General features: G+C 72.8%; 25 protein-coding genes and 1 pseudogene. 11 read left to right on the forward strand and 15 right to left on the reverse strand.

The annotated features are described in order from the left end of the window. Nucleotides 1–5 precede the first annotated feature (5 nt). Nucleotides 6–191, reverse strand: a complete 186-nt coding sequence (locus tag Plo01_RS38195) for a hypothetical protein (RefSeq protein ID WP_203895684.1) — start codon at nucleotides 189–191, stop codon at nucleotides 6–8. A gap of 231 nt (nucleotides 192–422) precedes the next feature. On the opposite strand from Plo01_RS38195, the gene Plo01_RS38200 reads away from it, so the two are divergent. Together Plo01_RS38200 and Plo01_RS38205 are read left to right on the forward strand one after the other, a co-directional pair. Next, the gene (locus Plo01_RS38200) at nucleotides 423–1,265 is read left to right on the forward strand and encodes a DUF2306 domain-containing protein (RefSeq protein ID WP_203895685.1); all 843 of its coding nucleotides are present in this window, start codon (nucleotides 423–425) and stop codon (nucleotides 1,263–1,265) included. A 148-nt stretch (nucleotides 1,266–1,413) separates the two neighbouring features. Next, nucleotides 1,414–2,007, forward strand: a complete 594-nt coding sequence (locus Plo01_RS38205) for a hypothetical protein (RefSeq protein ID WP_203895686.1) — start codon at nucleotides 1,414–1,416, stop codon at nucleotides 2,005–2,007. 6 nt (nucleotides 2,008–2,013) lie between these two features. Here Plo01_RS38205 and Plo01_RS38210 read toward each other — a convergent pair whose 3' ends face one another. After that, a complete protein-coding gene (locus Plo01_RS38210) occupies nucleotides 2,014–2,568 on the reverse strand; it encodes a peroxiredoxin (protein WP_203895687.1) in 555 nt (184 codons plus the stop codon). Between the two features lie 475 nt (nucleotides 2,569–3,043). Between Plo01_RS38210 and Plo01_RS38215 the strand changes: the two genes are divergently transcribed. Together Plo01_RS38215 and Plo01_RS38220 are read left to right on the forward strand one after the other, a co-directional pair. After that, nucleotides 3,044–4,864 carry a substrate-binding domain-containing protein gene (locus Plo01_RS38215; RefSeq protein WP_203895688.1) on the forward strand — a complete coding sequence of 607 codons (1,821 nt, stop codon included), beginning with the start codon at nucleotides 3,044–3,046 and terminating at the stop codon, nucleotides 4,862–4,864. Continuing rightward, nucleotides 4,861–6,186, forward strand: coding sequence for an extracellular solute-binding protein (locus tag Plo01_RS38220; protein ID WP_203895689.1), 1,326 nt, complete (start codon nucleotides 4,861–4,863; stop codon nucleotides 6,184–6,186). Before Plo01_RS38215 ends, Plo01_RS38220 begins: the two co-directional genes overlap by 4 nt. A gap of 9 nt (nucleotides 6,187–6,195) precedes the next feature. Here Plo01_RS38220 and Plo01_RS38225 read toward each other — a convergent pair whose 3' ends face one another. The 3 genes from Plo01_RS38225 to Plo01_RS38235 form a co-directional block, all read right to left on the reverse strand. After that, nucleotides 6,196–6,585, reverse strand: coding sequence for a type II toxin-antitoxin system death-on-curing family toxin (locus tag Plo01_RS38225; RefSeq protein ID WP_203895690.1), 390 nt, complete (start codon nucleotides 6,583–6,585; stop codon nucleotides 6,196–6,198). After that, nucleotides 6,582–6,779, reverse strand: a complete 198-nt coding sequence (locus Plo01_RS38230) for a ribbon-helix-helix protein, CopG family (protein ID WP_203895691.1) — start codon at nucleotides 6,777–6,779, stop codon at nucleotides 6,582–6,584. The genes Plo01_RS38225 and Plo01_RS38230 overlap by 4 nt, the downstream gene beginning before the upstream one ends. A gap of 201 nt (nucleotides 6,780–6,980) precedes the next feature. Then, nucleotides 6,981–8,144 (reverse strand): pyridoxal phosphate-dependent aminotransferase, encoded by a 1,164-nt coding sequence (locus tag Plo01_RS38235; RefSeq protein ID WP_203895692.1) that lies wholly within the window; start codon nucleotides 8,142–8,144, stop codon nucleotides 6,981–6,983. A gap of 138 nt (nucleotides 8,145–8,282) precedes the next feature. Here Plo01_RS38235 and Plo01_RS38240 point away from each other — a divergent pair, with 138 nt between their 5' ends. Beyond that, on the forward strand, nucleotides 8,283–11,426 hold the full coding sequence (locus Plo01_RS38240) for a DEAD/DEAH box helicase (protein WP_203895693.1): 3,144 nt from the start codon (nucleotides 8,283–8,285) through the stop codon (nucleotides 11,424–11,426). A gap of 32 nt (nucleotides 11,427–11,458) precedes the next feature. Further along, entirely contained in the window at nucleotides 11,459–11,755 is a 297-nt protein-coding gene (locus Plo01_RS38245) for a hypothetical protein (protein WP_203895694.1), read from the forward strand. Here Plo01_RS38245 and Plo01_RS38250 read toward each other — a convergent pair. Beyond that, nucleotides 11,719–13,122 carry a GH1 family beta-glucosidase gene (locus Plo01_RS38250; RefSeq protein ID WP_203895707.1) on the reverse strand — a complete coding sequence of 468 codons (1,404 nt, stop codon included), beginning with the start codon at nucleotides 13,120–13,122 and terminating at the stop codon, nucleotides 11,719–11,721. The genes Plo01_RS38245 and Plo01_RS38250 overlap by 37 nt on opposite strands. Before the next feature lie 298 nt (nucleotides 13,123–13,420). Between Plo01_RS38250 and Plo01_RS38255 the strand changes: the two genes are divergently transcribed. The 4 genes from Plo01_RS38255 (at nucleotide 13,421) to Plo01_RS38270 (ending at nucleotide 16,319) form a co-directional block, all read left to right on the forward strand. After that, nucleotides 13,421–14,440: a DUF418 domain-containing protein gene (locus Plo01_RS38255; protein WP_203895695.1), complete on the forward strand. Its 1,020-nt coding sequence runs from the start codon at nucleotides 13,421–13,423 to the stop codon at nucleotides 14,438–14,440. After that, on the forward strand, nucleotides 14,437–15,330 hold the full coding sequence (locus Plo01_RS38260; RefSeq protein WP_239317873.1) for a carbon-nitrogen hydrolase family protein: 894 nt from the start codon (nucleotides 14,437–14,439) through the stop codon (nucleotides 15,328–15,330). The genes Plo01_RS38255 and Plo01_RS38260 overlap by 4 nt, the downstream gene beginning before the upstream one ends. Before the next feature lie 25 nt (nucleotides 15,331–15,355). Beyond that, nucleotides 15,356–15,820 carry a hypothetical protein gene (locus tag Plo01_RS38265; protein WP_239317875.1) on the forward strand — a complete coding sequence of 155 codons (465 nt, stop codon included), beginning with the start codon at nucleotides 15,356–15,358 and terminating at the stop codon, nucleotides 15,818–15,820. Between the two features lie 67 nt (nucleotides 15,821–15,887). Beyond that, a complete protein-coding gene (locus Plo01_RS38270) occupies nucleotides 15,888–16,319 on the forward strand; it encodes a hypothetical protein (RefSeq protein WP_203895697.1) in 432 nt (143 codons plus the stop codon). Between the two features lie 51 nt (nucleotides 16,320–16,370). Here the strand turns inward: Plo01_RS38270 and Plo01_RS38275 are convergent, their stop codons facing one another. The 6 genes from Plo01_RS38275 to Plo01_RS38300 all read right to left on the reverse strand — a co-directional run bounded on the left by Plo01_RS38275 (nucleotide 16,371) and on the right by Plo01_RS38300 (nucleotide 23,063). Beyond that, entirely contained in the window at nucleotides 16,371–17,171 is an 801-nt protein-coding gene (locus tag Plo01_RS38275) for a hypothetical protein (RefSeq protein ID WP_203895698.1), read from the reverse strand. A 77-nt stretch (nucleotides 17,172–17,248) separates the two neighbouring features. After that, nucleotides 17,249–17,818, reverse strand: coding sequence for a DUF6461 domain-containing protein (locus Plo01_RS38280; protein WP_203895699.1), 570 nt, complete (start codon nucleotides 17,816–17,818; stop codon nucleotides 17,249–17,251). 241 nt (nucleotides 17,819–18,059) lie between these two features. Continuing rightward, the gene (locus Plo01_RS38285) at nucleotides 18,060–18,734 is read right to left on the reverse strand and encodes a response regulator transcription factor (protein ID WP_203895700.1); all 675 of its coding nucleotides are present in this window, start codon (nucleotides 18,732–18,734) and stop codon (nucleotides 18,060–18,062) included. 7 nt (nucleotides 18,735–18,741) lie between these two features. Beyond that, nucleotides 18,742–20,013 (reverse strand): hypothetical protein, encoded by a 1,272-nt coding sequence (locus tag Plo01_RS38290; protein ID WP_203895701.1) that lies wholly within the window; start codon nucleotides 20,011–20,013, stop codon nucleotides 18,742–18,744. Between the two features lie 232 nt (nucleotides 20,014–20,245). Further along, nucleotides 20,246–21,775: a carboxyl transferase domain-containing protein gene (locus Plo01_RS38295; RefSeq protein WP_203895702.1), complete on the reverse strand. Its 1,530-nt coding sequence runs from the start codon at nucleotides 21,773–21,775 to the stop codon at nucleotides 20,246–20,248. Between the two features lie 130 nt (nucleotides 21,776–21,905). Then, nucleotides 21,906–23,063: a CaiB/BaiF CoA transferase family protein gene (locus Plo01_RS38300; RefSeq protein ID WP_203895703.1), complete on the reverse strand. Its 1,158-nt coding sequence runs from the start codon at nucleotides 23,061–23,063 to the stop codon at nucleotides 21,906–21,908. Between the two features lie 177 nt (nucleotides 23,064–23,240). Here Plo01_RS38300 and Plo01_RS38305 point away from each other — a divergent pair, with 177 nt between their 5' ends. After that, the gene (locus Plo01_RS38305) at nucleotides 23,241–23,813 is read left to right on the forward strand and encodes a uridine kinase family protein (RefSeq protein ID WP_203895704.1); all 573 of its coding nucleotides are present in this window, start codon (nucleotides 23,241–23,243) and stop codon (nucleotides 23,811–23,813) included. A gap of 154 nt (nucleotides 23,814–23,967) precedes the next feature. Here the strand turns inward: Plo01_RS38305 and Plo01_RS38310 are convergent, their stop codons facing one another. The 3 genes and pseudogenes from Plo01_RS38310 to Plo01_RS38320 form a co-directional block, all read right to left on the reverse strand. After that, nucleotides 23,968–24,855 carry a neutral zinc metallopeptidase gene (locus Plo01_RS38310; RefSeq protein ID WP_203895705.1) on the reverse strand — a complete coding sequence of 296 codons (888 nt, stop codon included), beginning with the start codon at nucleotides 24,853–24,855 and terminating at the stop codon, nucleotides 23,968–23,970. 33 nt (nucleotides 24,856–24,888) lie between these two features. Further along, nucleotides 24,889–25,401, reverse strand: coding sequence for an anthrone oxygenase family protein (locus Plo01_RS38315; RefSeq protein WP_203895706.1), 513 nt, complete (start codon nucleotides 25,399–25,401; stop codon nucleotides 24,889–24,891). 150 nt (nucleotides 25,402–25,551) lie between these two features. Then, a pseudogene (locus Plo01_RS38320) lies at nucleotides 25,552–26,005 on the reverse strand (hypothetical protein); the annotation flags it as partial.

The raw sequence follows: 26,005 nt of genomic DNA on the forward strand, positions 1-26,005 counted from the left end.
TCCACCTACGGACCGACGGAGAAGCAGCCGACGGTCTCCGTCCCGATCAAGCCGGAGAACCAGTTCGCCTCGGAGAGCCCGAGGACGAGAACCCACATGACGGCGTGGTTCCAGACGGTCAGCCCGATGGCGAGGAGCCACCAGAACGTCGGGTACGGCTGCCGCCGGGACGGCGTCGGCGCGGGGGGCATCGGCGGATACCTTCTCCATGATCGGCATCGACGGCCCGCACCCTACCCGCACCCCGAGAACCATGAGAAATTCCCTCGGGCCGGACACGAGCGCCTGCGGAGGATCCCGGCCACCCGCTCCCGGCACGTACGGCGCGGGCGGCACCGCCGTCAGCGACCGGTGCGTGAACCGTCAGCGCCCCCGGCGAGGCTCCATCCCACGGAGATCACATCCACCGTGAGGAGCTCGACATGACGGAACCGACCACCGCGGCGGCCTTTGCGACCCGGCCGGACACGGCCCCGGTGGACCGGCCGGGCGCGGATCCGGCAGATCGGCCGGGTGAGGGCACGGATGAGAGTGCGGGTGCGGCCCGGGGTTCCGGTCGCCGCGGGTCTCCGCGCTGGTGGCGGCGGCCCTGGGTGGGACCCCTGGCGGTGGTGTCGCTGGCGTTCCTCGCCTTCTCGCTGCCGCCGTACCTCTCCCTCGACCCGAGCCTGTCGCGGGTGCCGCCGGTCGAGGGGTTCGCGGCGTACTACCCGCTCCTGGTGGCGCACATCCTGTTCGGCACGGTGGCGATGGTCGCCTGCGGCCTGCAGGTCTGGCCGTGGTTCCGGCGGCGCCACCCGGTCGCGCACCGGATCATCGGGCGGGTGTACGTCCTCGGCGGAGTCCTCCCGGCGGGCGTGCTGGGGCTGGTGATCGGGGCGGTCAGCCCCTTCGGCCCGGTGGCCCGGGTGAGCAACGTCATTCTCGCCGCCCTCTGGCTGGCCTTCACCGTCGCCGGATTCCGCATGGCCCGGCAGCGCCGCTTCGTCGACCACCGCAGATGGATGATCCGCAGCTTCGCGCTGACCATGTCGATCATCACGAACCGGATCTGGGGCGGGATCGCGGCGGTCATCCTGATCCCGCAGCTGGACACCTCCTTCGGCGGCAGCGACGTCGCGCTCACGCAGGCCATCTCCGGACTGGCCACCTGGCTCGGCTGGACGACCAGCCTGCTGGCGGCCGAATGGTGGCTGGAGCGCGGCGAGGCCGCCAAGCGCCGCCGCCGCACCTCGCCCGCCGCCCGCCGTACCACCCCCGCCTGAACCCCGGCCGCCCCCGCCTTCGCAGCCTTGGCCGCCGCGAGCCCTCCCGGCCCTTCCCCGTACGGCACACGCCATATCCATCGCGAATGACAATCAGGATGATGCGCCCGAACGGGAACCGATCTCGCAATACGGCCATCCAACGACTGTGATCGAAAAGGCAGGCGCACCCCCGAATCGCTTACGGACCACGATCGCGCCGCTTCACTCCGCGCTTCCCTACGGTCTGGCCATCGTCGCGATCATCCTCATCGCCGTCGCCCAGACGCACACGGCCCTGCGGGGAGTCCAGATGACGGCCAACGACGACGCGGTCCCTGCGGCGCTGCACCAGTTCAGCCCGTTCGCCTCCCGGCGGATCCTGCTCATCGCCCTCTTCTTCGGCGCGGCCGCCCTCGCCTTCGCGGCCCTGGCCGCCGGGGCCCGGGCCGCATGGCGCGGATCCCCCGCGACGCCCCCCGGCGCACGGCGGCGGCCCGCCCTGGTCACCGTGCCGGCCGGGCTGCTCAGCCTGGCCTACCTGGCCGGTCTGGCGCTGGTGTACCTGCACGAACCCGTCCGGGATTACCAGGATCATCCGATCGTGCTGGACGACAGCCTGGTCCAGATGCCCTTCGAGATGAGCGCCTCCGTTCCCGGCTGGTACCTCCCCGCGCTCGCGGCGACGCTCCTGGCGGCGGCGCTCACCCAGGTCGCCTCCGTGGCCCTGCTGATCCGCGGGCCGATCACCGGGGGCGGCTGACCTCCGTCAGGCGCCGGCCATCAGCTCGTCGACGTCGAGGACGGCCTCGCCCCTGCTCCAGTTGCACGGGCAGAGCCCTTCCGACTGGAGCGCGTCGAGGACGCGGAGGACCTCCTCGACGTTCCGCCCGACCGAACCGGCGGTCACCATGGCGAACCGGATCTCGTTGTTCGGATCGACGATGAAGGTGGCGCGCTGGGCGACGCCGTCCTCGCCGAGGATGCCGAGCTCGGCGGAGAGCTCCCGCTTGATGTCCGACAACATCGGGAACGGCAGGTCGCGCAGGTCCGGGTGGTCCTTGCGCCAGGCGTAGTGGACGAACTCGGAGTCGACGGAGACCCCGAGGACCTGCGCGTCGCGGTCGGCGAACTCCCCGTTGAGCCTGCCGAACTCAGCGATCTCCGTCGGGCACACGAAGGTGAAGTCCTTCGGATAGAAGAACACCACCCGCCACCTGCCCTCGTAGGTCTTGTGGTCGATCGTCTCGAAGGCCTTCCCCGGATCGAGGGAGACGCAGGCCGTGAGCTCGTACTCGGGGAAGCGGTCGCCGACGGTGAGCAAGTCCGGGACTCCTTTGCAGAGGACGTCGTTGTCGTGGTCCGGCCTCTCGCGATCGGTGGGCCCACTCCCACCTCCGCCCGGCTCCGCACCGTTCCTCGCGGCGGCCGACCACCTGCACTCTCCCGGGAGGATGCCGGCTCGCCCCGGGCCGGCGGGCTCTCTTTGCCGGGTGCGATCCCGGCCCTCGGCGAGAATTTGCACACGCGGCCGCCGCCCGGCCTCCGGGGGCGTGCCGTGGTCGCGCCCGGCGGAGATACGGCGCGGCGTTCCATCCGAAATCCGGAATACAGCCCGGATCAATATTATTTCCCTTCAGATAACACCAGTAACGTCGGCGGTCAGACGTAAGGTGAGAGAAGGGGGCATGAAGACTGCCTTACACGGGGGCGGTTGAGAGATGACGAAAAGCGACCGGATAATCGTTCCATTAGCCATTGCCGACATTATTCTCGTACTGTTCGCCCTGCCGGTTTCAGTGGCGTGGAAGATTGCCCTCGCCTGCGGACTCATCGCGCTGACGGCACTGGTCATCTTCGCCGACCGCCTGCACGGCTTCCTGCGGTCGCACCGCCCCGCCGCCTTTCCCGGAGAACCCGGTTACAACCCGCTCAAGCGTTTCTCGAAAATCCTCATCTGCCTGGGCGCCCTGACCATCGTCGGCGTCATCGGCTTCCACCTCGTCAGGGACCAGCCCTGGGCGCCCTGCCCGATCCCCGTCGAGGTCACATTCGCCGTGTCGGACGAGACGGCCCCGGCCGTACGGCGGGCGGCCTCCGTCTTCATGGAGGACACCACCAACTGGCGGGGCTGCCGAGGCGTGAACGTGAACGTCAGCGCGCTCCCCGCCGAAGAGTTGCGGGACCGGTTCCGCGACTGGACGTTCCCCGTCGAGCCCTCCGGGGGCCAGGCGCCGAAGCCGCCGCCCGGAGCCAGGCCCGACGGGTGGCTCGCCGACGCCCCCGAGGAGGTCGACTACGTGCGGGGCCGGCTCGATCCGCGGCTGAGGCTCGGCGATCCGGTGATCGTCGCCACGTCGCCCCTTGTCATCGCCGCCCCCTCCGGCGTCGCCGCCGACCTCGCCGGAGACGACCTGAGGCCCGGCGCCCACGACTGGGCCTACCTCCTGCGCCCGAATTCAAGCACCCGCCAGGTGGTCCGCACCTATCCCCTGGCCTCCAACGTCGGCCTGGTCGCCACGGCCGCCGCCCGCTCGGCGGACGGCCTGTCCCAGGAGGTGGGGCCGGACGACAACGTCCTCGAAGTGGTGTGCCGCCATCCCGACCCCGCCGCGGCCCCTCCGGTGATCATGACGGAGCAGCAGTTCCATGAGATCAATGTGGCCCTGTCCGGCACGGCCCCGGCGCCGGGCGCCCCGGATGCCTGCTTCTCCGCCCCCGCCACCGCGCCGGGGACGACGAAGGTCTCGGCGGCCGGCACCCCGGGCGGATCCTCCTCGCTGACCGCCGTCTACCCGAAGGGCGGGCACGCCCTCCGCTACGCCTGCGTCCCGGCCCACTGGTCGGACCGGGAGCGGCCCGGCCCGGCGGAGCAGGCGGTGGACGACTTCTGCGGCGCGCTGCGGGAGATACTCCCCCGCCATGGCTTCCGGGATCACCAGGGCCGGCTGGACACCGACGCCCTGCCGCCCGGCAGCGGATGGCTGAGGGGCGAGGCGCCGGTGTCGCCGGACTGGAAGGCTCCCGTGATCAGCACGCTCTACCAGTCCAGGACCCGGCTCGCCGAGCACGTCCTCCTCCTGATCGACACCTCCGGCTCGATGGGCAACCGGGTCGCCGACGGCGGGACCCGGCTGACGGCGGCGGGAAGGCTCGCCCAGTTCATCGTCACCAGCAGGCGGGGGGAACGGACCACGGGCGTGCAGACCTTCTTCCCCGGCGACGGCCACGGCAGCGGCCCCGCGGCCGTCACCGACGAGGGGAGGGCCCTCGTCGAGCGGATCGACGCCATCATGGACACCCGCCCCCACCGCCGCGACCCCGAGATGCGCTCCCTCGTCGGCGACGCGCTCGGCCGGATGGCCGCGGTCGGCGGCGGCCCGGACCGCCGGGTCGTCCTCGTCCTCACCGACGGCGGCGATCCCGACGGCCTGACAGCTGACGACCTGCGGAAACACGCCGGCGTCCGGCTGGTGATGATCTCCTTCGCCGGGCAGGGATGCGCGAAGGGACCTCTGCCGGCGCTGCGGGAGGAAGGCCTGATGTCCTGTCACGACGCGAGCGGCGATCCCGACCGGGCGCTGGCCGAGGTGTTCGACGAGCTGAGGAGGCCCCGATGAGGCGCCCGCTCCGGACCGCGGCCGTCACCGTGGCCGCCGTCGCCTGCCTCCTGCTGCCGTCGGGCAGCGTCTCCGAGCCGGTCCCCGCGCCGTCCGACGGCGCCAGGGACGGCTGCGTGCTGCGCATCGCCAGTGGCGCCGACGTCTCGGGCGGCGTGCGCGAGCAGGTCCTCGACACCGTCTGGAACTCCGCCGGGAACCGCCCGCGGGCGTGCTTCGTGGTGGTCTCCGAGGTGGCCGACGAGCAGCGCAGCGAGATGGTCTCGGCGGCGCAGGCGGAGAGCGGGCGCTACGACGTGTTCAACCTCGACATCCAGTGGATCCCGGAGTTCGCCGCGGAGGGACGCCTCCTGCCGATCGACCCCGCCGCGCACAGCGTGACCAACGACTTCCTCGCCCAGATCTGGTCCGCGGGAGCCTGGGAGGGCACGCAGTACGCCGTGCCGCTCAACACGGACGTGGGACTGCTCTACTACCGCGCGGACCTCCTGGCCGGGCCTCCCTCCGGCTGGCCGGAGATGCTCTCCCTCGTCGGAGCGCACAAGTCCGGGCTCGTCTCGCCCGCCCTCCCCTTCGCCGGGCAGTTCGCCTCCTACGAGGGGCTGACGGTCAACCTCCTGGAGGCGATCTGGGCCAACGGCGGAGAGGTCGTCGATCCCGCGGGCCGGGTGGTGATCGACACCGAGCGGGGCAGGAACGCCCTCCAGCGGCTCGTCGACTCCGCGCAGGCGGGAGTGATCTCCGGGGACGCGCGCAACGGCTTCGAGGCGCAGTCGCTGACCGCCTTCCGGGAGAAGCAGGCCCTCTTCCTGCGGCACTGGCCCTACGCCTATGAAGTCCTCTCCGGAGAGCGGCAGGAGGGAGGGGTGGAGTTCGCCGCGGCCCCCCTCCCGTGGGCGGGCGTCCTGGGCGGGCAGTACCTCGCCGTGGCGGAGAACACCGGCCGGCCGGCTGAGGCGCAACGGCTGGTGGCGGCGCTGACCGGCCCGGAGGCGGCCCGGATGCTCTACCGTTGCGGCGGCTTCGCCCCGGCGAGGATCTCCGCGCTCTACGCGCGGGCCCGCTGCGGCGACTCCGCGCCCCCGGCGGCCGGAGCGGAGCCCCGCTCCGAGGTCGCACCGCCGGAGATCCTCCTGCCCGCCCTGGCCGGGGCCCGGGTCCGCCCGCCCTCGCCGTACTACAACCGGTTCAGCCAGGTCCTGCGCTCGGAGGTCCACGCGCTGCTCACCTGCTGGTCGCTCAGGCCGGGCCGCTGCGAGAGCGTGGCGGACTTCACCGCGGACCTCACGCCCCGGCTGCAGGACGCGCTGGCGGGCCACTAGGGTCCGCGATCATGACCCCGAAGGTACGGCGAAGCTCCGGAGCACCTCGGCGATCTCGTCGACCTCGGTCAGTTTTCCCGACGCGATGGCGATGACGAAGTCGTAGGCCTCGTCGTCATCCGCCGGGTCGATCTCAACGCCGTTCTTGGCGCAGAAGACATACATGGTGAGCCAGGCCGCTCGTTTGTTGCCGTCGACGAACGGATGATTGGCGACGATCGAGTGCAACAGCGCGGCCGCTTTGGAGAAAAGGTCCGGATAGGCGTCCCGCCCGAACATCGACGTCTGCGGACGGAGCAGCGCCGCTTCCAGCAGGCCCAGATCACGGACCTGGATCGGCCCCCCGGTGGCCTTCCTGGCGATTCGGAGTCCCTGCTCCAGGGAGATGAATCGCGTCACTCGCCGAGCCTCCGTAGCAGGTCCTCGAAGCGCTTCGCTCCCCGCTCGGCGATCTCGTCGGTGAGATCGTCATCGGCCATTCGCGACAGGTAGTCCTCGATGGCGTGCAGCGCAACCTGCTGCATGCTCCGCCCTTCCTTCTCCGCGCGCTGCCGGAGGGCTTCGGTCTGGGACTCGGAGAGACGCAACGTCATGGCCATACCCTCCATGCTAGAGCGCCCTTGGTATCAAGGCGATACCAGAGAACTCGGTGCTTACAAGCCGTTACTCTGCGCTGTCGACCTCTTTGCCGAGGCGGATCACGGCGTCATCGTGATACGCCCGCCGAGGAGCGGCCCATCGAGGTGACCGGGGCCGCTCCCCTGGCGGGCGCCGGGGAACTGCGGGTCATACGCTCAGGCGAGCTTCCGCAGGCGGGTCACGGCCTCGTCGATGACCTCGTCCTTCTTGCAGAAGGCGAAGCGCACGAAGTGCCGCCCGCGCTCGGGGTGGGCGTAGAAGACCTGGGTGGGGATGGCGACCACGCCCGCCAGGGAGGGGAGCTCGCGGGTGAGGGCCAGGCCGTCGGTGAAGCCGAGGGGGCGGATGTCGGCCTGGACGAAGTAGGTGCCGGCGGGGCGGTAGACGTCGAACCCGGCGGCGGAGAGGCCGGACATGAGGCGGTCGCGCTTGGCCTGCAGATCGTCGCGCAGGGAGGAGACCCAGCCGAGCTCGTGGCGGAGGCCGTACGCCACGGCGAGCTGCCAGGGGGCCGAGGCGGTGAACGTGAGGAACTGCTTGACGGTCTGCACCGCGCGGACGAACGGCTCCGGGGCGCAGATCCAGCCCGTCTTCCAGCCGGTCACCGAGAAGGTCTTGCCCGCCGAGGAGATCATCACCGTGCGTTCGCGCATGCCGGGCAGGGTGGCCAGCGGGATGTGCGGGGCGCCGTCGAAGGTCAGGTGCTCGTAGACCTCGTCGGTGATCGCGGTCAGGCCGTGCTCGGCGCACAGCCCGGCGATCGTCTCCAGTTCCTCGCGGGTGAACACGGTCCCGGTGGGGTTGTGCGGGGAGTTGACCAGGATGGCGCGGGTACGGGGGCCCACGGCGGCGCGCAGTTCGGCGGGGTCGAAGGTGAACCGGCCCCCGGCGGGACGCAGGGTGACCGGGCGGAGCACGGCCCCGGCCAGGGCGACGGAGGCGGCGTAGGAGTCGTAGTAGGGCTCGAAGGCGATCACCTCGTCGCCCGGCTCGCAGAGCGCCAGGATCGAGGCGGCGACGGCCTCGGTGGCGCCGACGGTGACGAGGATCTCGCCGTCGGGGTCGTAGTGCAGGCCGTAGTGCTCCTTGCGGTGCTCGGAGACGGCCTGGCGCAGGTCGGGGACGCCGGGGCCGGGAGGGTACTGGTTGGCGCCGCCGCGGATCGCCTCGACCGCCCGCTCCAGCAGCGCCGCAGGGCCGTCGGTGTCGGGGAACCCCTGTCCCAGGTTGATCGAGCCCGTCCGCAGGGCGAGAGCCGACATCTCGGCGAAGATCGTCGTGCCGAACGCGCGCATCCGCGCCACCAGGGGATCGCTCACCCGGTCCAGAGTAGTCGGCGCGCCGTCGTCGATCACAGCTGCGGGCCGGGACGGGGCCGGCGGGGCGCGGTGATCTCCGGCGTCCGGTCTGTCCGTCCGTGACTGCTACGGTTTCCCCGCGAGAGAGGGGGCTCGGCGGTGCTGGTGATCCACGGAGCGTGGGCCGGTGGCAGGTTGGCGCTGTGGGCGGAGGATCCGCCCGGTCCCGACGTCGGCGCCTCCCGCGCGAAGGTCCGCCCGCATCCGTTCGCGGCTCCGGCCGCGGACGTCGTCGCGGGCCTGCCGCTCTGGGGACCGGACGGGGCCGCCGCGGCGGACGAGGCCGTCCCGGGTGAGCTGGTCCTGCTCCTGCCGGGGTCGGCGCGGAGCCCGCTGCCCTCCCCCGAGTCGGGGGCGCAGGTCTCCGCGCGGCAGCCGAGGATCGGCTCCTGGCGGGTGCCCGCCCTGCTGGTGGAGCCCGGCGCGGCGCTCGGCCTGCTCGGCTCCGTCGGCGAGACGGCCAGGCTCCCCGCCGCGGCGTACGAGCCCGACGAGCTTCCCGGCGAGCAGGCCCCGGTCCCCGCGGCCTCGCTGCGTTATCTCGCCGTCGTCGCGGAGTACGCCCGCGACCTGGTCCGCCGCGGCCGGGTGCTGCCCCAGCTCGTCCCCGAGGACGGGGAGCACGCGGCGCGGTGGTGCCCGGTGCTGACCGGTTCCGACGCGGCCCGGTTCCGGGAGCTGGCCGCCGCGATGCCGCCGGTCTGCCGGGCCGTCGCCGAGGAGCGGCCCTCGGCCCACGTGCTGATCGAGGTCCTGGCCGGGCTGGCCGACGCGGCGGTGCGGCGGGCGCTCCCCGACCGGCTGCTCGGCGGGCACCGGCCGGGGCGCCGCAGCCCGCTGGCGGACCGCTGGACGGTGGCCCTCACCGGTGACGAACCCGTTCTCCCCGGGGTGACGCGGGCCGAGGCGGACGAACTCGCCGGGCCGCTCCAGGAGTGGTTCCGGTCGGCGCACCGGCTCGACAGCTCGGTCAGGGTCTGCTTCCGGCTGATCGAGCCCGCCGAACCCGCGGAGCTCGCGGAGCTCGCGGCCGGCGGATCCGGGCTCCCGGCCGGCGCCGATCCCGTCGCGCAGCACGGCGGCCGCCCGGCCTCCCCCGGGAACGGCTGGCGGGTGGAGTTCGCCGTCCAGCCGGCCGAGGAGTCCGGCCCCTCCCTGCCCGCGCGGCTCGTCTGGGCGGGCGAGACCGCCCCCGGCCTGCCCGCCTCTCCGCAGGAGGCGCTGCTGGCGGGGCTCGGCCGGGCGGCCCGGCTCTATCCCCGGCTGGAGGAGGCGCTGCGCGACCCCCGGCCGTCGGAGGTGTCCCTCGACACGACCGAGGCGTTCTGGTTCCTCCGGCAGGTCGCCCCGCTCCTGCGGTCGGCGGGATTCGGCGTGCTGCTGCCCGACTGGGCCGGCCGGACCCGGCTGGGGCTCAAGCTGACGGCCCGCTCGCGGGAGACCGGCCCGGGGGGCGCCGGCCGGGGGTTCGGGCTGCACGAGCTCGTGGACTTCCGGATGGACCTGGCCCTCGGCGACGAAACGATCAGCGAGGAAGAGCTGGAGGAACTGGCCCGGTTCGAGGTCCCGCTGGTGCGGGTGCGGGGCCGCTGGGTCGAGCTGGACGGCCGGCAGCTCCGCGCGGCGCTGGAGACCGTCGGACGGCGCCGGTCGGGTGAGATGACGGTCCGCGACGTGATCCGGGAGATCGTCCACGGCGGTGACGCGGAGCTGCCGCTGACCGGGGTGGAGGCCGACGGCCTCCTCGGCGACCTGCTCTCCGGTGAGGCCGACCGCCGGCTGGAGCCGGTCGCCACCCCGGCCTCCTTCCACGGCGCGCTCCGGCCGTACCAGGAGCGCGGATTGTCCTGGCTCGTCTTCATGGCGGGGCTCGGGCTCGGCGGGATCCTCGCCGACGACATGGGCCTGGGCAAGACCGCGCAGACGTTGTCGTTGCTCCTGAACGAGCGCGAGGCGGGCGCGGAAGCGGGACCGACGCTGCTGGTGTGCCCGATGTCGCTGCTCGGCAACTGGCAGAAGGAGGCGGCCCGGTTCGCCCCCTCGCTGGAGGTCTACGTCCACCACGGGGCCTCCCGGCTCCGCGGCCCGGAGCTGGACCGGCGGGTGGAGAAGGCGGATCTCGTCCTGACCACGTACGGCACCGCGCTGCGGGATCAGGCCGTCCTGGCCGGTCTCGCCTGGGCCCGGGTGGTCTGCGACGAGGCTCAGGCGATCAAGAACAGCGCCGCCCGGCAGGCGCAGGCCGTACGGTCCCTCCCGGCGGGCGGCAGGCTCGCGCTGACCGGCACGCCGGTGGAGAACCACCTGGCGGAGCTCTGGTCGATCATGGAGTTCTGCAACCCGGGGCTGCTCGGCCCGGCGAAGGCGTTCCGCGAGCGCTACCAGGAGCCGATCGAGCGGCATGGCGACGAGCGGGCGGCGGCCGCGCTCCGGCGGGTCACCGGGCCGTTCGTGCTGCGCCGGCTGAAGACCGACAAGACGATCATCTCCGATCTGCCGGACAAGCTGGAGATGAAGGTCTGGTGCAACCTCACGCCCGAGCAGGCCGCGCTCTACCAGGCCGTGGTGGAGGAGATGATGGGCCGGATCGAGGGGAGCGCGGGCATCGAGCGGCGCGGCAACGTGCTGGCGGCCATGACGAAGCTCAAGCAGGTCTGCAACCATCCCGCGCACCTGCTCAAGGACGGGTCACGGCTGGCGGGCCGGTCGGGGAAGCTGGCCCGGCTGGAGGAGCTGGCCGAGGAGATCGTCAGCGAGGGCGACAAGGCGCTGGTGTTCACCCAGTACACCGAGTTCGGCTCGCTGCTCCAGCCGTACCTGGCGGCGCACCTGGACCGGCCGGTGCTCTGGCTGCACGGCGGGCTGCCGAAGAAGCGGCGGGATGAGCTGGTGGAGCGCTTCCAGCAGGACGACGAGCCGATGTTGTTCCTGCTGTCGCTGAAGGCCGCGGGCACCGGGCTCAACCTGACCGCCGCCTCCCACGTGATCCACGTGGACCGCTGGTGGAACCCGGCGGTGGAGGACCAGGCGACCGACCGGGCGTTCCGGATCGGCCAGACCAAGAACGTGCAGGTACGGAAGTTCGTCTGCGTCGGCACCCTGGAGGAGCGGATCGACGAGATGATCGAGCGGAAGAAGGCGCTGGCCCAGAGCGTGGTCGGCACCGGCGAGGACTGGATCACCGACCTCTCCGTCGACCAGCTGCGCGAGCTGTTCCGGCTCGGACCGGAGGCGGTCTCGTGAGGGCGGGCGACGGGTCCGGCGGAGGAGGGACCATGAGCGACCGGGACCGGTCCGAGCCGCCCCGGCCGGGTCCGCTCGACGTGACCGAGCCGCCCCGGCCGGATCCGCTCGACGTGACCGACGTGCCGTTCACCGGCCGGACGGCGGACTTCTACCAGCCGGGCGCGTCGCCGGCCCGGCTGCGCGACCGCGCGGACCCGCCGGACACCCCGCCCGACCTGCTGCTGCGCCTGCTGGATCCGCCGCCGGTCAAGGCCCGGCACATTCCGCTCCTGGACCTGCTCCGGCCCGCCTACCGGGCGCTGGCCGAGTGGGAGGACGACGGCTGAGCGGCGATGAGGTCGCGGTACCAGCGGTAGCTGGCCTTGGGCGTGCGGGCCTGGGTGGCGTAGTCGACGTGCACGAGGCCGAAGCGGGCGGCGTAGCCCCTGGCCCACTCGAAGTTGTCGAGCAGCGACCAGCAGAAGTAACCGCGCACGTCCACGCCGGCGGCCACGGCCTCGCGCGTGGCGGCCACGTGCTGCTCCAGGTAGGAGACGCGGCCGGTGTCGTCGAGCTCCCCGCCGCCGCCGTACCCGTTCTCGGTGATGAAGATCGGGGGCAGGCCGGGGAAGCGGCCGGCCAGGCCGGTCAGGGTGTCGTAGAGGCCGCGCGGCTCGACGCGCCAGCCGAGGCCGCTGACCGGCGGCCCGTCCGGGGCGACCGTGCGCACGCCGATGTCGTAGGCCGAGCGCAGGGCCGGGTCGGGCTGGCCGTACGGCGCCGCGGCGGCGTGGATCGGGTAGTAGTAGTTCACCCCGAGGAAGTCCAGCGGCGCCGAGATGATCTCGAGGTCGCCCTCCCGGCGGAAGGAGAAGTCGCTGATCTCCCCGTAGACCTCGTCCGCGTCGGCGGGGTAGACGGCGCCGAGCAGCGGCTCGGTGAACTGCCGGTTGACCATCAGGTCCATCCGGCGGGCGGCGGCGACGTCCTCGGCGGACGGGCTCGCGGGCACCGCCGGGGACATGTTGAGGGTGACGCCGATCTGCTCGCCCTCGCGGGTGCGCTCCCGCAGCCGGGCGGTGGCCAGGCCGTGACCGAGCAGCAGGTGGTGGGCGGCGGCGAGGGCGCCGTGTCCCTCCCGGGCGCCGGGCGCGTGGCGGCCCTCGGCGTACCCGGTGATCGAGGAGCAGTAGGGCTCGTTCAGCGTGATCCAGTACGGCACGCCGTCGAGGGCCTCGTGCACGGTCGCGGCGTAGTCGGCGAAGTGCTCGGCGGTGTCGCGGACCCGCCAGCCGCCGCGCTCCTCCAGCGCCTGGGGCAGGTCCCAGTGGTAGAGGGTGAGGAACGGGGTGACGCCCCGGGCGTTGAGCGCCTCGACCAGGCGCCGGTAGAAGTCGAGGCCGCGCTGGTTGACGCGGCCGGTTCCCTCGGGGAACACCCGCGGCCACGCCACCGAGAACCGGTAGGCCCCGGCGCCCAGGCCCGCCAGCAGCGCCATGTCCTCCGGCCAGCGGTGGTAGTGGTCGCAGGCGTGCTCGCCGGTCTCTCCCGCCGCCACCGCCCCGGGGACCCGGCAGAAGGCGTCCCAGATCGAGGGGCCCCGGCCGTCGGCGGTCACGGCTCCCTCGATCTGGTAGGCCGAGGTGGCCACGCCCCACACGAATTCTTGTGGGAGCGCTCCCACCTCCATGGGACGTTCCCCGGTCGCCGTCATCTCGTTCACTCCAGACATGGTGGCCGCGCCGCCGCCGGAGTCATCCCGGCCGGCGCCCCGCTCGATCCCGGCCGACGCTACCGGCGCGTCATCCGGTACGGCAAGGCGAGGTCCCGCATGCCAAGACGCGCCCCGCCTTCCCGCCCGCCCGGCGGCGACTTCGCCCGCCCGCCCCTCCGGTGGAACGCGCGGCCACCGTACCGGCCGGTGCTGCGACGGCCGGTCCGGGACGCTACGTTGAGTCCGTGATCGTATTCCGGACCGGCACGTGCGCGCGGCCCGCGGACGGGGTGACCGTATGACGCGCAGGCTGCACGAGCTCGACGCCCTCCGGGGCTTCGCGATATGCGGGATCATGCTGGTCAACACCTGGCAGCACACGGTCGGCCACCTGGCCGAGTCGGGCGACCCGCGCGCCGCGGAGCGGGGGGCGGTCGACTGGGTGGTGGAGAACCTGTTCCAGGGCCGGTTCTACCCGATCTTCTCGTTCCTCTTCGGCCTGAGCTTCGTGCTGTTCCTCGACTCGGCGGCCGAACGCACGGCCCGCCCGCGCCTGGCCCTGCTGCGCAGGCTGGCGGTGCTGGCCTGCTTCGGCCTGGCGCACTGGAGCGTGAACCCGGGCGAGGTGCTCCTGCCGTACGCAATCTTCGGCGTTCTGGTCCTGCTGCCCGCCTCGTTCCTGCCGCGCGCGGCGGTGCTGGTGCTGGGGATCGCCACGACGGCGTGGGCGGTCTACGCGAACGGCGGATACGTCGTCGACGGTGAGATCTTCGGCGGGTTCCTCGGCGAGCGCGTGTTCGTGGTCGTCCTCATCCCGGCGATGTTCCTGCTGGGAATGGCTTTGATGGAGTACCGCCCGGGCCCGCGCCTGCTGCTCCCCGCCTTCCTGGCCGGCGCGGTGCTGACGGTGGGACTCGTCGCGTTGTGGAACGCCTCCCGCACCGACCCCGACCTGTCCTACCGGGGCCTGTTCATCGCCGCCCCGCTGGCCTGCGCGACCGCCTACTGCACCGGGCTGCTGCTGCTCCTGCGCACCCGGCTGCGCGGCCCGCTGGAAGCCGTGCTCAACCCGCTCGGCCGGATGGCTCTGACGAACTACCTGGCCAGCACTCCGATCATCCTGCTGGCCCTGCCGCTGCTGACCGCCGACCCGACCCGGCTCTCCGTGGTGGGGCTCGCGCCGGCCGTACTGACCGCGCAGGTGCTGTTCGGCCGGTGGTGGCTGGCACGGTTCCGGTACGGCCCGCTGGAATGGGTGTGGCGATGCCTCACGTGGATGGAACGAGTCCCGAATCGCCGGATAAAGTCGCAGACGTGACCCGCATCGCCCTGTGCCAGATCCCGGTCTCCGAGGATCCCGCCGCCAACCTCCGTCAGGTCCAGACCTCCCTCGCGCGGGCCGCCGACGACGGCGCCGAACTGGCGATCTTCCCCGAGGCCGCCCTCACCCGGTACGGCAAGCGCATCCTCGACCTGGCCGAACCGCTGGACGGGCCGTTCGTCACCGGGCTGGCCGAGGCCGCCCGGGCCCACGGCCTCTCCGTGATCGCCGGGGTGTTCGAGCCGGCGACCGGCCGGAGCACGCCCCCCGGCGATGGCACGGTCCAGGTGAAGAGCACGATCCCGGCGGAGAGCACGATCCCGGCGAGCGACGCGGACACGGCCCGGGCCGGCGACGCCGGCGCGATCCGCGTGTACAACACCGCGGTGGCCCTCGGCCCCGACGGGGAGGTCAGGGCGGCCTATCGGAAGATCCACCTGTTCGACTCCTTCGGGGCGCGCGAGTCCTCGCTGGTCGTGCCCGGCGACGAGCCGGTCGTCGTCGAGCTGGCCGGGCTCCGGGTCGGGCTGGTCACCTGCTACGACATCCGCTTCCCCGAACTCACCCGGGCCCTGGCGGACCGCGGCGCCGACCTGTTCGCGGTGATCGCCGCATGGGGGTCGGGACCGATGAAGGAAGAGCACTGGGCGACCCTGACGCGGACCCGCGCGATCGAGAACACCACCTGGGTGGCGGCCGTGGGCCAGGCGCCCAACCCGGAGGCCGCGGACGGCTTCGGGATCGGCCGCAGCATGCTGATCGATCCCATGGGCGTGGTCCGCGCCGACCTCGGCCCGGCGCCCGCGGTGCAGACCTGCGTCCTCGACGCGCAGGTCACGATTGTCACCCGTAATGCCCTGCCCTGCCTCGAACACCGACGACTGTGAGTCAACAGATCGTAAAATGCGACATGTGAGTGAGCCACCTGGGCGCAGAACGCAGATGCAGAAGGTCATCCCGCCTCGGCTGCTCCTGCCCTACCTCTCCGGCAAGCGGACCGTGATCTCGGGATACGTCTACCGGGTTCAGGACTGCGTCAGGCTGACCACTCCCGCGCTCCTCTTCATGGGTCTCGACCTGGGATTCGAGGGCTCCGAACTGACCGTCACGGTGCCCGAGGTCTATCTCATGCGGTGGTTCGCCCGGGATGTGGACACCTACGTCGTCCCCTACGGCCCGCACATGGGCGGCGACTGGAACGATTCGCCGCCGTTCGCCGGGAACGGCTTCACCACCTCGCGCGAGCACGTCGTGCCGCAGTTCCACACCATGCCGATGCCGATCCCCCCGGGAGCCGAGATCATTCACGTGACCGCCGACGCCGAAGAGCGTCTCTTCGGCGTCTACGACGGCCTCACCTGGCGGCCCGCCCCATGAGCGAGCGAATCAACGGGCACAGTGCGTCCGCGGATGCGGATTCCGAGCCGCTGGGCGGAGAAGCGGCATGAGCGAGGAGATCGAGCCGGTGGCGTCGGGCTTCGTCGCCCGCTACCGGGAACGCACCTACGCCGCGGCGCTCGGCCCCGGTCCCGCCGAGGCCGTGCTGTTCAGCGAGGAGGCCCAGGAGGGCTTCGAGCCGGTCTCCGGCTACTGGCGGGCCGTGGTCGCCCGCGCCTCCCTCGACTGGCTGGTGCTGGTCCGCACCGTCGGCGCGTTCGGCGGCGAGCCGTGCCTGGTCCTCGACGTCTCGGAGGAGAACGGCGAGGAGGGACTGCACATCGCCTACACCGGCCACAGCGGGATGAAGGCCGAGGCGCTGGGCTACTGGATGGTCGACCACGGGGCCTACGAGGTGGTCGTCCCGCGCGAGGAGGTCGTCTCCCTGCGGATCGAGCGCGTCCCGGTCCCCCTCTCCCCCTCCCGAACCGAGCCCTGAGCCCCCGTTCCCGGAGCCGGAGCCGGAGCCGGAGCCGATCAACGGGCTATGTCAGATCAGCGGGCAGTTGCTCGTCTGACGGCGATCGGAAGCGGGCCGGTGGGTCCCGCTCGCCATCGGCCAGGCCGACCGGGAGTTCCCCGCCGAGCTTCTGGAGGCGGTTGGAGCCGTCCCAGTTCCTTGACTCCTATGGTCGGCCGCGTCCGGTGCAAGCGCGAGCACTCCGGTTCCCCGTACCTTCGTCCCGCGCGTCAGGGTGAACGGGCTGACACCATATGCGGCGGCGATCTCGGGAGCCAGGTCGAAGGCGACCTCGGTCCACTCCTCGATCTGCTCGTCGCTCGCGCTCCGCAGATCCCCGTCGGCCGGCAGGCCCAGTTCCGCGAGCCGCGCCTGTTCCACGGGGAGGGGGTCGCCGAGGGTGAGCAGTTCGTCGTCGGGTTCGCCGGTCGCCGCGTACCGGCGTACGGCGTGGCCCTTCTCGGCCACCAGCCATGCCGAGCCGTCCCCTTGCGCGCCGTAGTAGTAGGCCTGGGCTCTTCCGTAGCGGACGCTGAGCTCCTTGCATTCCCCCAGCACGTCCTCGTGACGCTCCCTGCTGCAGGGATCACACCAGGCGCCGATGACCAGGGTCCAGCCGTCCACCTCGGGCGTGACGAAGACCCGTGCCAGGTGACGGCGATCGTTCGGGTCACTATGTCCGTCAGCATCGATCACCTGTCGGGCCTCGGCGAACGTGATCGGCCTGAGCGGGGACAGGCCCAGGATGTCTATCACGCCCACCTGATCACCGGCCGGGACCGCGATCCAGTGGTTCCAGCACGTCGATATCGGCTCAGGCCAGTCCTTCACCTCTGCATCACTTCCGTGGACACGCCCCCACTCTGAGCTGTTGCTTCAGGATGGAGAAGGCTCGCTGTCGGCCGACGTTACGACGCGGCCGGTTCCGGGACGATCCCCCACATGAACGTGGAGCCCTTCAGCAGCTGCTCCGTCACCCTGATCCCGGTCAGGTGCTCGATGAGCAGGAAAGCCGGCCCCTCATAGAGGTGGGGAGATGATGGGTAGATCCTGTCGATCTCCGCCATCGTGTCCGCGAGTTCATCCGGGGTCCCCGCCAGATGTTCGTCGTCTACTCCCCAGGCGAACCTGATCTCGCCGTCCTCGCACCAGTGGAAGTAGTCCAGCCCCTTGATGGCCAGTGCGGCCTGGGAGACGAGGCGGGTGCCCACCGAGAGTTCTGTGATCACATCTTCACGGGTGCCGAGCCAGTCAGGGTCGAAAACGAACGTCCAATCGCCGATGGAGGTGACGCCGAGAGACTCGAAACCCGGGTGGTCATCCGCATCGTCGGGGAAAGGGCCCGGCGTGAAGTCCTCCCATCGGCCGCCGAGGCGGGCGACCACCTGTTCAGGCGTGGCACGGATGTAGATGAAGCTGTAGCACTCCTCGGCGTATTCGCCGCAGAGCCAGGAGACATCAAAGGGCTGCATAGTCATGTCGTCATGCTGCCAACCGCCACCGACAGACACAGAACCCTCTCGTCCAGGAACGAGGAGCCGAGCACGATACGGCGTGACTGTCAGTGACGCCCCTTGACCAGCATGAACTCAGGGTGGCAGGAATCAGTGAGCCTTCTCATCCTCTCAATCAGACAGCTCGGGACCTGGCGATGTGGAGTTGCTTGACTGGGCGGAATAGTCCGACGACCTGCCTGGCGGCCCGAGCCCTGAGCGTCCGTCATGAACCCGGGCCGCCGGGGCGTCTCTGGGCCGCCGACTGGGTCCAGGCCAGTACGGCCAGCACGCGCCTGTTGTCGTCCGGGGCGGACTCCAGGTCCAGCTTGGCGAAGATGGCCGCGATGTGGCCCTCGACCGTCTTGACGCCGAGGTGCAGCCGGCGGCTGATCGCCTGGTTGGAGCGGCCCTCCGCCATCAGGGTCAGGACGGAGCGCTCCCGCTCGGTCAGCCGGTCGAGGGGGGAGGCGGCCTTGCGGGCGAACAGCCGGCTGATGATCTCGCCGTCGACGACCGACTCACCGTCGATCACCCGGGTGAGGGCGTCGCGGATCGCGGCGGCGTCGTCCACCCGGTCTTTCAGCAGGTAACCGACCCCGCGCGGCCCGATCTCCAGCAGCCGTTGCGCGTAGGCGGTCTCCGCGTAGGTGGACAGCACCAGCACGCCCAGCCGCGGGTGGGCGGCCCGCAGCTCGGCCGCGCCCGTCAGGCCCTCGTCGGTGAAGGTCGGCGGCATGCGGATGCCGAGGATGACCGCGTCGGGCAGGTGGCCGCGCATCAGCGTCGTCAGCTCGGCGACGTCCCTGGCCTGTCCGGTGACCTCGACGCCGACGCCTTCGAGGAGGAGCGCCACCCCGCGCCGGAACAGCGCGGAGTCGTCACACAGCATCACGCGCATCAGCCGCTCACCAGCCTGGCTTCCAGCCGGGTGCCTCCCCGCGGCGGGCTCTGGATGCGCAACGTCCCGCCCAGGGCGTTGACGCGGTCGGCCAGGCCGGCCAGGCCGCCGCTCGGCCGCATGGCGGCGCCGCCGCGGCCGTCGTCGGCGACGGCCGCCTGCGCTCGGCCACACCGGCCTCGACGATCCGGGCGCGGGAGTCCTCGACCTGGCGCAGTTGCTGCTGGAGGTCGGTGTGGAGCCGGGCGTTCTCCAGGCTGAGAGCGGCCGCGCCCAGCGCGGCCTCCACCACGTCGCCGCGTCTTCGCAGCTCGGGTGCGGTGCGCACGTGGGCCAGCGGCCGACCGGCGCTGTCGGTGATCTCCAGATCGAGCCGGCCGTCGGCGTCGGGCGGGTCGCCGGCGAACAGGTCCAGCCCGGGGTCGGCCAGGGCCCGGCGCAACGCCTCGCGCACCGACTCCGCGGTGGCGGGCTGGGCGATGCCGGTCACCAGGTCCGCGACGGCCGCCCGGTCCAGCCGGCGGCGGATCGCCGCGGCGAGGAAGGCGGCCGGGATGAGCAGCGGCGCGGCCACGGCGGAGATCGACACCACGTCGGGCACGTAGGCGGGGTCGAGCGGGTCGTCGCCGGTGAAGTACGGGGTGACCGTCCAGACGGCGTTCGACAGGATCGCGAAGCCGTACACGGCCGAGGCGACGAAGACCGGCACGAGCTCCCGCCGTTCCAGGCCGCGCGCCGTGACGGCGCGGTGTGCGACGAGGGCCAGCGCGGCCATGGCGACGGCGATCACCAGCAGCCAGTACGCGCCGTACGCGGTGCGCTGCTCCGGCCCGTCGGCGTGGAGGGTGATCCAGGCGAAGCCCGCCGGCGGCCGGCCGGGCGGGGCCGGGTCCCAGGTGACGGCGTCGGCCACGTTGGCCACGAGGAGGAGCGCGCTCGCGCCGAGGACGAAGGCGCGGTAGCCGACGCGCCGGTGGGGGTAGCTCAGCAGGACCGTCATCAGGAGCAGCGCCCCGACCGGCCGCGCCATGTGCGCGATGAAGGGATGCCAGCCCCACGGACGGCTGGTGAGGGCGGCGGTCAGCTCGGCGAACGCCGCCGCGGCGAACAGGGTCCCGACCAGGCGCTGTCCCTCGGCGAGGAACAGCCCGCCGGTGACGGCCAGCGCCACCTGGCCGGCCAGCAGCAGGATCGGGGCCGCGGCGTCGTGGGCGAAGTCCGGCCACACCGCCCACACCCCGTATCCGAGTGCGGCCACGGCGATCAGCGAGGTGCGCATGCCGGCCTCCTTCGTCAGACAGGCCTCTTCGGATGAGCCTCTCTGCCGAGCAGTGTCGCCAGCCCGGCCGCGGTCGCGGAAGGGGGGAAACCCGCGACCCCGCCAGGGCTGTCTCGGCTGTGCCCGCAGCCGCCGAGGCCGTGGCGGACGGGACGGCCGGAGCGGACGGGACGGCGAGCTCGCCGGGCGCCGGGCCGCCGGGGACGATCACCGGCCGCCTTCGCCGGGTCGATCAGTCCGGTGGAGGCCGGTGGTCTCCGTCCGGGCCGGACTGGCCGAGGTTGCGGTAGCGGGCGAGGCGGGCGGTGAGGCGGTCCGCGGGGGCCTGCCCCAGCAGCCCGATGATCTCGTACTCCAGCGCTGCGGCGACCCTGCGGCAGAACGCCTCCGGCTCGTAGGCGGCGTCGGGGAACTCGGGGACGATCCGGTCCACGACGCCGTTCCGCTTCAGGTCGGTGGACTTCACGCCCTGGGCCGCGGCGATCTCCGGGGCGAAGTCCACGCTCCGGTAGAGGATCGCCGAGGCCCCCTCGGGCGGCAGCGGGGAGAGCCAGCCGTGCTGGGCGGCCAGCACCCGGTCGGCCGGGAGCAGCGCGAGGGCCGCGCCGCCCGCGCCCTCGCCGAGCAGCAGGCAGACGGTCGGGGCGTCGAGCATGACCAGGTCGGCCAGGCAGCGGGCGATCTCGGCGGCGAGGCCGCCCTCCTCGGCCGCCTTGGAGAGCGCCGCCCCGGCGGTGTCGATCACTGTGACCAGCGGCAGGCCCAGCTCGGAGGCCAGGCGCATGCCCCGGCGGGCCACCCGGAGCCCGGCCGGGCCGAGCGGGGCCTCGGCCCGCTGGCGGCGCCGGTCCTGGCCGAGCACGATCACGGGGGCCGTGCCGAACCGGGCCAGGGCCAGCAGCAGGCCGGGGTCGTTCTCGCCCTCGCCGGTGCCGTTGAGCGGGGTGACGTCGGCCGCGCCGAGCTTGAGCAGCGCCCGTACGCCGGGCCGGTCGTCGCGTCGGGAGCGGGTGATGGCGTCCCAGGCGTCGACCCGCTGGACCCCGTCCAGTTCCGCCGGCTCGGCCCCGCGCCGCAGGCCGCGGCGGGGGGCGCACAGCACGGCCAGCGCCCTGATCGCGATCGCGCGGGCGTCCTCGGCGGAGACCACGGCGTCGACCAGGCCGTTGGCGAAGAGGTTCTCGGCGACCTGCACGCCCTCGGGGAAGGGATAGCCGTGCAGCGACTCGAAGACCCTCGGCCCGAGGAATCCGATCAGCGCGCCCGGCTCGGCGGCGGTGACGTGGCCGAGCGAGCCCCAGGAGGCCAGGACGCCGCCGGTGGTGGGGTGACGCAGGTAGACGACGTACGGCAGGCCGGCGGCGCGGTGCGCGGCGACCGCGGCGGTGATCTTCACCATCTGGGTGAAGGCCAGCGCGCCCTCCTGCATGCGGGTGCCGCCGGAGGCGGGGGCGGCCAGCAGCGGGAGCCGTTCGGCGGTGGCGCGCTCGATCGCGGCGGTGAGCCGCTCGGCGGCGGCCACCCCGATCGACCCGGCGAGGAAGGAGAACTCGCAGGCGACGATCGCGACCCTGCGCCCGGCGAGCAGGCCCTCGCCGGAGATCACCGACTCGTCGTAGCCGCTCTTGGTCCGGGCGGCGGCCAGTTCCTCGGCGTAGTCGGAGCCCGGCTCGGCGGGGTCGACGGGCGGCCGGTCCCACGACTTCCAGGTCCCGGGGTCGAGAACCGCGTTGATCAGCGTCCGCGCGTCCGGTCGTCTCATCGCGGCGCTCCGGGCTCCGCGACCGCGGGGCGCGACAGACGTTCCGCGGCCGTACGGCACGACAGAGATTCCGTGACCGCACGGCACGGCAGACGTTCCGCGGCCGTACGGCGCGGCAGGTGCCGGGCACTCATCCCTCACGCTCCGCGAGCCAGGCGAGCACCTCTTCGTTGTGCTGGCCGAGGGCGGGCGGGGCGGTGTGCTCGCGGGACGGTTCGCCGTCGAAGCGCAGCGGCGGGCCGGGCAGCTCGATCGGGCCGAGCACGGGGTGGTCGACCTCGACCAGCAGTCCCTGGGAGCGGGTCTGCTCCCAGGCGTAGACCTCGTCGATGGAGCGGATCGCCCCGGCCGGCACGCCGCGTTCGCCGAGCGCGGCGAGCCAGTGCGCGCGGTCGTGTTTGGCCAGGGCCTGTTCCATGTCGGCGATCAGCTCATCCCGGTGTGCGAATCTTTCTCTATTTGTCGCATATTTCGGGAGATCTGGGTCGATGTCGAGAAGGGCGGCCACCTTCCGCCACTGCCCCTCGTTGGCCACCGCGATCTGGATCATGCCGTCGGCGCAGCGGAACGCGCCGTAGGGGGCGATCGAGGCATGGTGGTTGCCGGCCGCCCCGGGCACCCGGCCCCCGACCGTCCAGGCGGTGCCGTGGTAGGAGTGCACGCCGGTCACCGCGGCCAGCAGCGAGGTCCGCACCACCTTCCCCCGGCCGGTGCGCTCGCGCTCGTAGAGGGCGGCGGCCACGCCGTACGCCCCGTGGATGCCCGCGAGCAGGTCGGCGATCGAGGCGCCCACCCGGTACGGCTCCGCGGGCGAGGGCCCCGTCAGGCTCATCAGTCCGGCCTCGCCCTGGGCGATCTGGTCGTAGCCGGGCCTGCCGCCCTCCGGCCCGTCGTGCCCGAATCCGGTGATCGACAGCACGACCAGGCGGGGGTTGAGCTCGTGCAGCCGCTCCACGGTGAAGCCGAGCCGGTCCAGGACCCCGGTCCTGAAGTTCTCGATCAGCACGTCGCTCTGCCGTACCAGGCGCTCGATCAAGGTCTTTCCCTCGGCGGACTTGAGATCCACCGTGATCGAGAGCTTGTTGCGGTTCGCGGCCAGGAAGTACGTGGAGATGTCGTGGTCGGGACCGGCGAAGGGCGGACCCCAGCCCCGCGACTCGTCGCCCCCGCCGGGGTGCTCCACCTTGATCACCCTTGCGCCCAGGTCACCGAGCATCTGCGCGGCGTGCGGCCCGGCCAGCGCGCGGGACAGGTCGAGGACGGTGATGTCGCCAAAGGCTCCCTGCAAGATCAACCTCCGGGTGAGAGTCGCCGATCCCGGCCGGGGCGGGCCGGGAAGGGCACGGGGGGCGGCATGGCAAGCGTGCCAGGTCCCCGACCGGAACGATACCCAGGGGTAATCGCGGCTCCCCACGGGTGTCCCGCGGTTGCGGGCCGCCACGGGCCCGGATGTCATCCTGGGGAGGTGGCAGACACGATCTCCTTTCCGGACCTGGCGGCGACCGTCCGGGTGCTGCCGCCGTCGTGCGGGCCGGTGCGCGTCGTCGCGGTGGACGGGCCGGGCGGGTCGGGGAAGACGACCTTCGCCGGGCGGCTCGCCCGCGCCCTGGGCTGCCGGGTGGTGCACAGCGACGACTTCCCGGTGCCGTGGGACGAGCCGCCGGAGGCCTGGTTCGCGCGGGTGGAGGAGCAGGTGCTCGTCCCCCTGGCGGCGGGCGGGCCGGGAGGCTACCGGCGCTACGACTGGGTGCGCGGCGTGTTCGCCGAGTGGGTGGAGGTCCCGGTGGCGCCGGTCCTGCTGATGGAGGGGGTGAGCACGGCCCGGCGCACGGCCCCGCTCGCCTACGCCGTGTGGGTGGAGGCGCCCCGGGAACTGCGGCTGGCCCGCGCCCTGGCCAGGGACGGCGCCGCGCTGGAGCCGCAGTGGCACGCCTGGATGCGCGCCGAGGACGAGTGGTTCGCCGCCGACGGCACCCGCTCCCGCGCCGACCTGCTGGTGGACGGGGCCGCGGTCCCGGGCGAGTTCGTCGCGCTCTGACGGTCGCCCGTCGCGCCGCCGGCGGCCCGTGCCGGCGGCGATGGTCGCGGTGGCGTCCGCACCGGTGCGCGCTCTGCTGGAGCAGGCGGCCGGCCGGGTGCGGGCCATGGTCCGGGCCCGCCGCGCCGGGCTGGGCGGGGACGGGCTCGGATCGTCAGGAGACCCAGGACCGCGGGGCCTTCCAGGTGTCGCAGGCGGCCGGGGAGGTCGCGGCGTAGCCGCGCTTGAACCAGCGGAGCCGGTTGGCGCCGCTGCCGTGGCTGCGGTACTCGGGGTCGTCGCCGCTGGCCCGGATCGCCTCGTGCAGCGCCTTCCAGTCCTTCGGGGTGCGCGTCAGGGAGCGGCGCACGCTGCCCAGGAAGACCCCCGACAGGCAGTCGGCCTGGAGCTCGTAGCGGCGTTTGAGCTCGGCCTCGTCGGCGCGGCGGGAGCGGGCGCGGGCCTCGAAGGCGGCCCTGATGCCGGTGATGCTCTGCAGGTGGTGACCGTACTCGTGGGTCGCCTTCTTCAGGGGGTACAGGTCGGTCCGGCCCTCGATCCAGTCACCGGCGAGCAGGAACACCAGCGTGCCCTGCCGGGTGCAGTAGAAGGCGTCGGCGTGGGCGGGCCAGGGCACGCCGCAGACGCGCTCCACGGGATCGTCGTAGAAGCGGACCGCGGGGGCGCGGAACCGGAGCCCGTGGAGCCCGCGGCGCTCCGCCCGGGCGAAATGCGCCGACCAGGAGGTGTTCAGGCATTTCATGACCGCCGTCAGGTACTCCCGCGCCCGCGGGACGCCCCCGTCGACGAGCGGCGGTTCGGGGCACGCGGTGGCCGCCAGCCTGCCGGAGGTCAGCAGCGCGTTCCCGGGCGGGGCGGTCCGCGCGGCCGCGGCGGACAGGACGGCCCGCCCGGCCGTGGTCGGCGAGGCGGGCGGAGCCGCCTGGGCGGCCGTGGCGGGCAGGGCGACCAGGCAGGCGGTTCCCAGGAGGGTCCATCGGGCCAGGATCGCCGGACGCCGGAGGGACCGCCGGGGGCCGGCGCCGGGCGAGAGAGAGCGCATGGTCGGACAGCTTAGGACTCCCCGCGGCGCCGGTCACCCCGTCGCACCGCCGTACAGCACCAGCGCCCAGGCCAGGCAGGCGAGGGCGGCCGTGGAGGACACCGCGCGGACGACGTTCCAGCGCACCCACCGCGTCTCGAAGGCGGCGCGCACCGCCGCGGGGTCGGCGATGGCCGCCGGGTCGCCGGCCGCGTCGATGGCGTTGTTGAGCGGAACGTTGACGGCGGCGGTGACGACGAAGGTCACGCCGTACAGGACGAACCCGGCCGCGATCCAGGGCAGCGCGGGCCGCCCGTCCTCTCCCCCGCCGGCCAGGTGGAGCACCCCGGCCAGGAGGGTCAGCAGCGGCGCCCCGCCGAAGCTCAGCGCGAACCAGCCGTTGAGGATCCTCCTGTTGATCCGCTGCATCACGCCGATGAAGGTGCGGTCGTCCGTCTCGGCCAGGCCGAGCATGACGGAGCAGGAGAAGGTGTAGAACAAGCCCGCCGTGAGCCCCATCGCCACCGTGGCCGCGACCAGCGTGATCGTCTGGAACAGCTCAAGCATCGTCTCTCCTGCCTCAGGACCCTCGCGGGCGCCGTTCTGTCTCGCCCGCTTTCCTTGTGCTCCAAGTCAAGTGCGACGGGGCGGGAAAGGCCATGCGTGAGACTCTCGATCAGATCTTCACACGTCCAGGCCCGGCCGGGCGGCCGGCTCTCAGCTCGCCAGCGACCGCCGGTCCCAGTCCTGGGCGGCGGCCTGTTCGCCCGCGCCGGTGATCGGGTGGCGCGGCTCGGCGATCAGGCTGATCCCCTCGGGCAGGCCCGACACGGTGGAGACCCGGTTGTCCTCCGCCACCTCGACGGTGATCCGGGAGCCCGCGATGGGCAGGCCGGAGATCCGCAGCTTCCCGAACCTCTCCGGCAGCGCCGGGGACAGCCACAGCCTGCCGTGGGGCACCCAGGGATCCAGCCGGAGCAGGGAGCGGAGCAGCAGGATGGGGGCCGCGGCCGCCCACGCCTGCGGGGAGCAGGAGGTGGGGTACGGCACCGGGTGCGGGAACTCCTCGCGGTCGAACCCGCAGAACAGCTCCGGCAGCCGCCCGCCGAGCGCCTTGGCGGCGTCCAGCAGCCCGGCGGCGATGCGCTGGGCGCCCTCGACGAAGCCGTAT

The organism is Planobispora longispora (assembly GCF_016863135.1).
GTDB classification, from domain to species: Bacteria; Actinomycetota; Actinomycetes; order Streptosporangiales; family Streptosporangiaceae; genus Planobispora; species Planobispora longispora.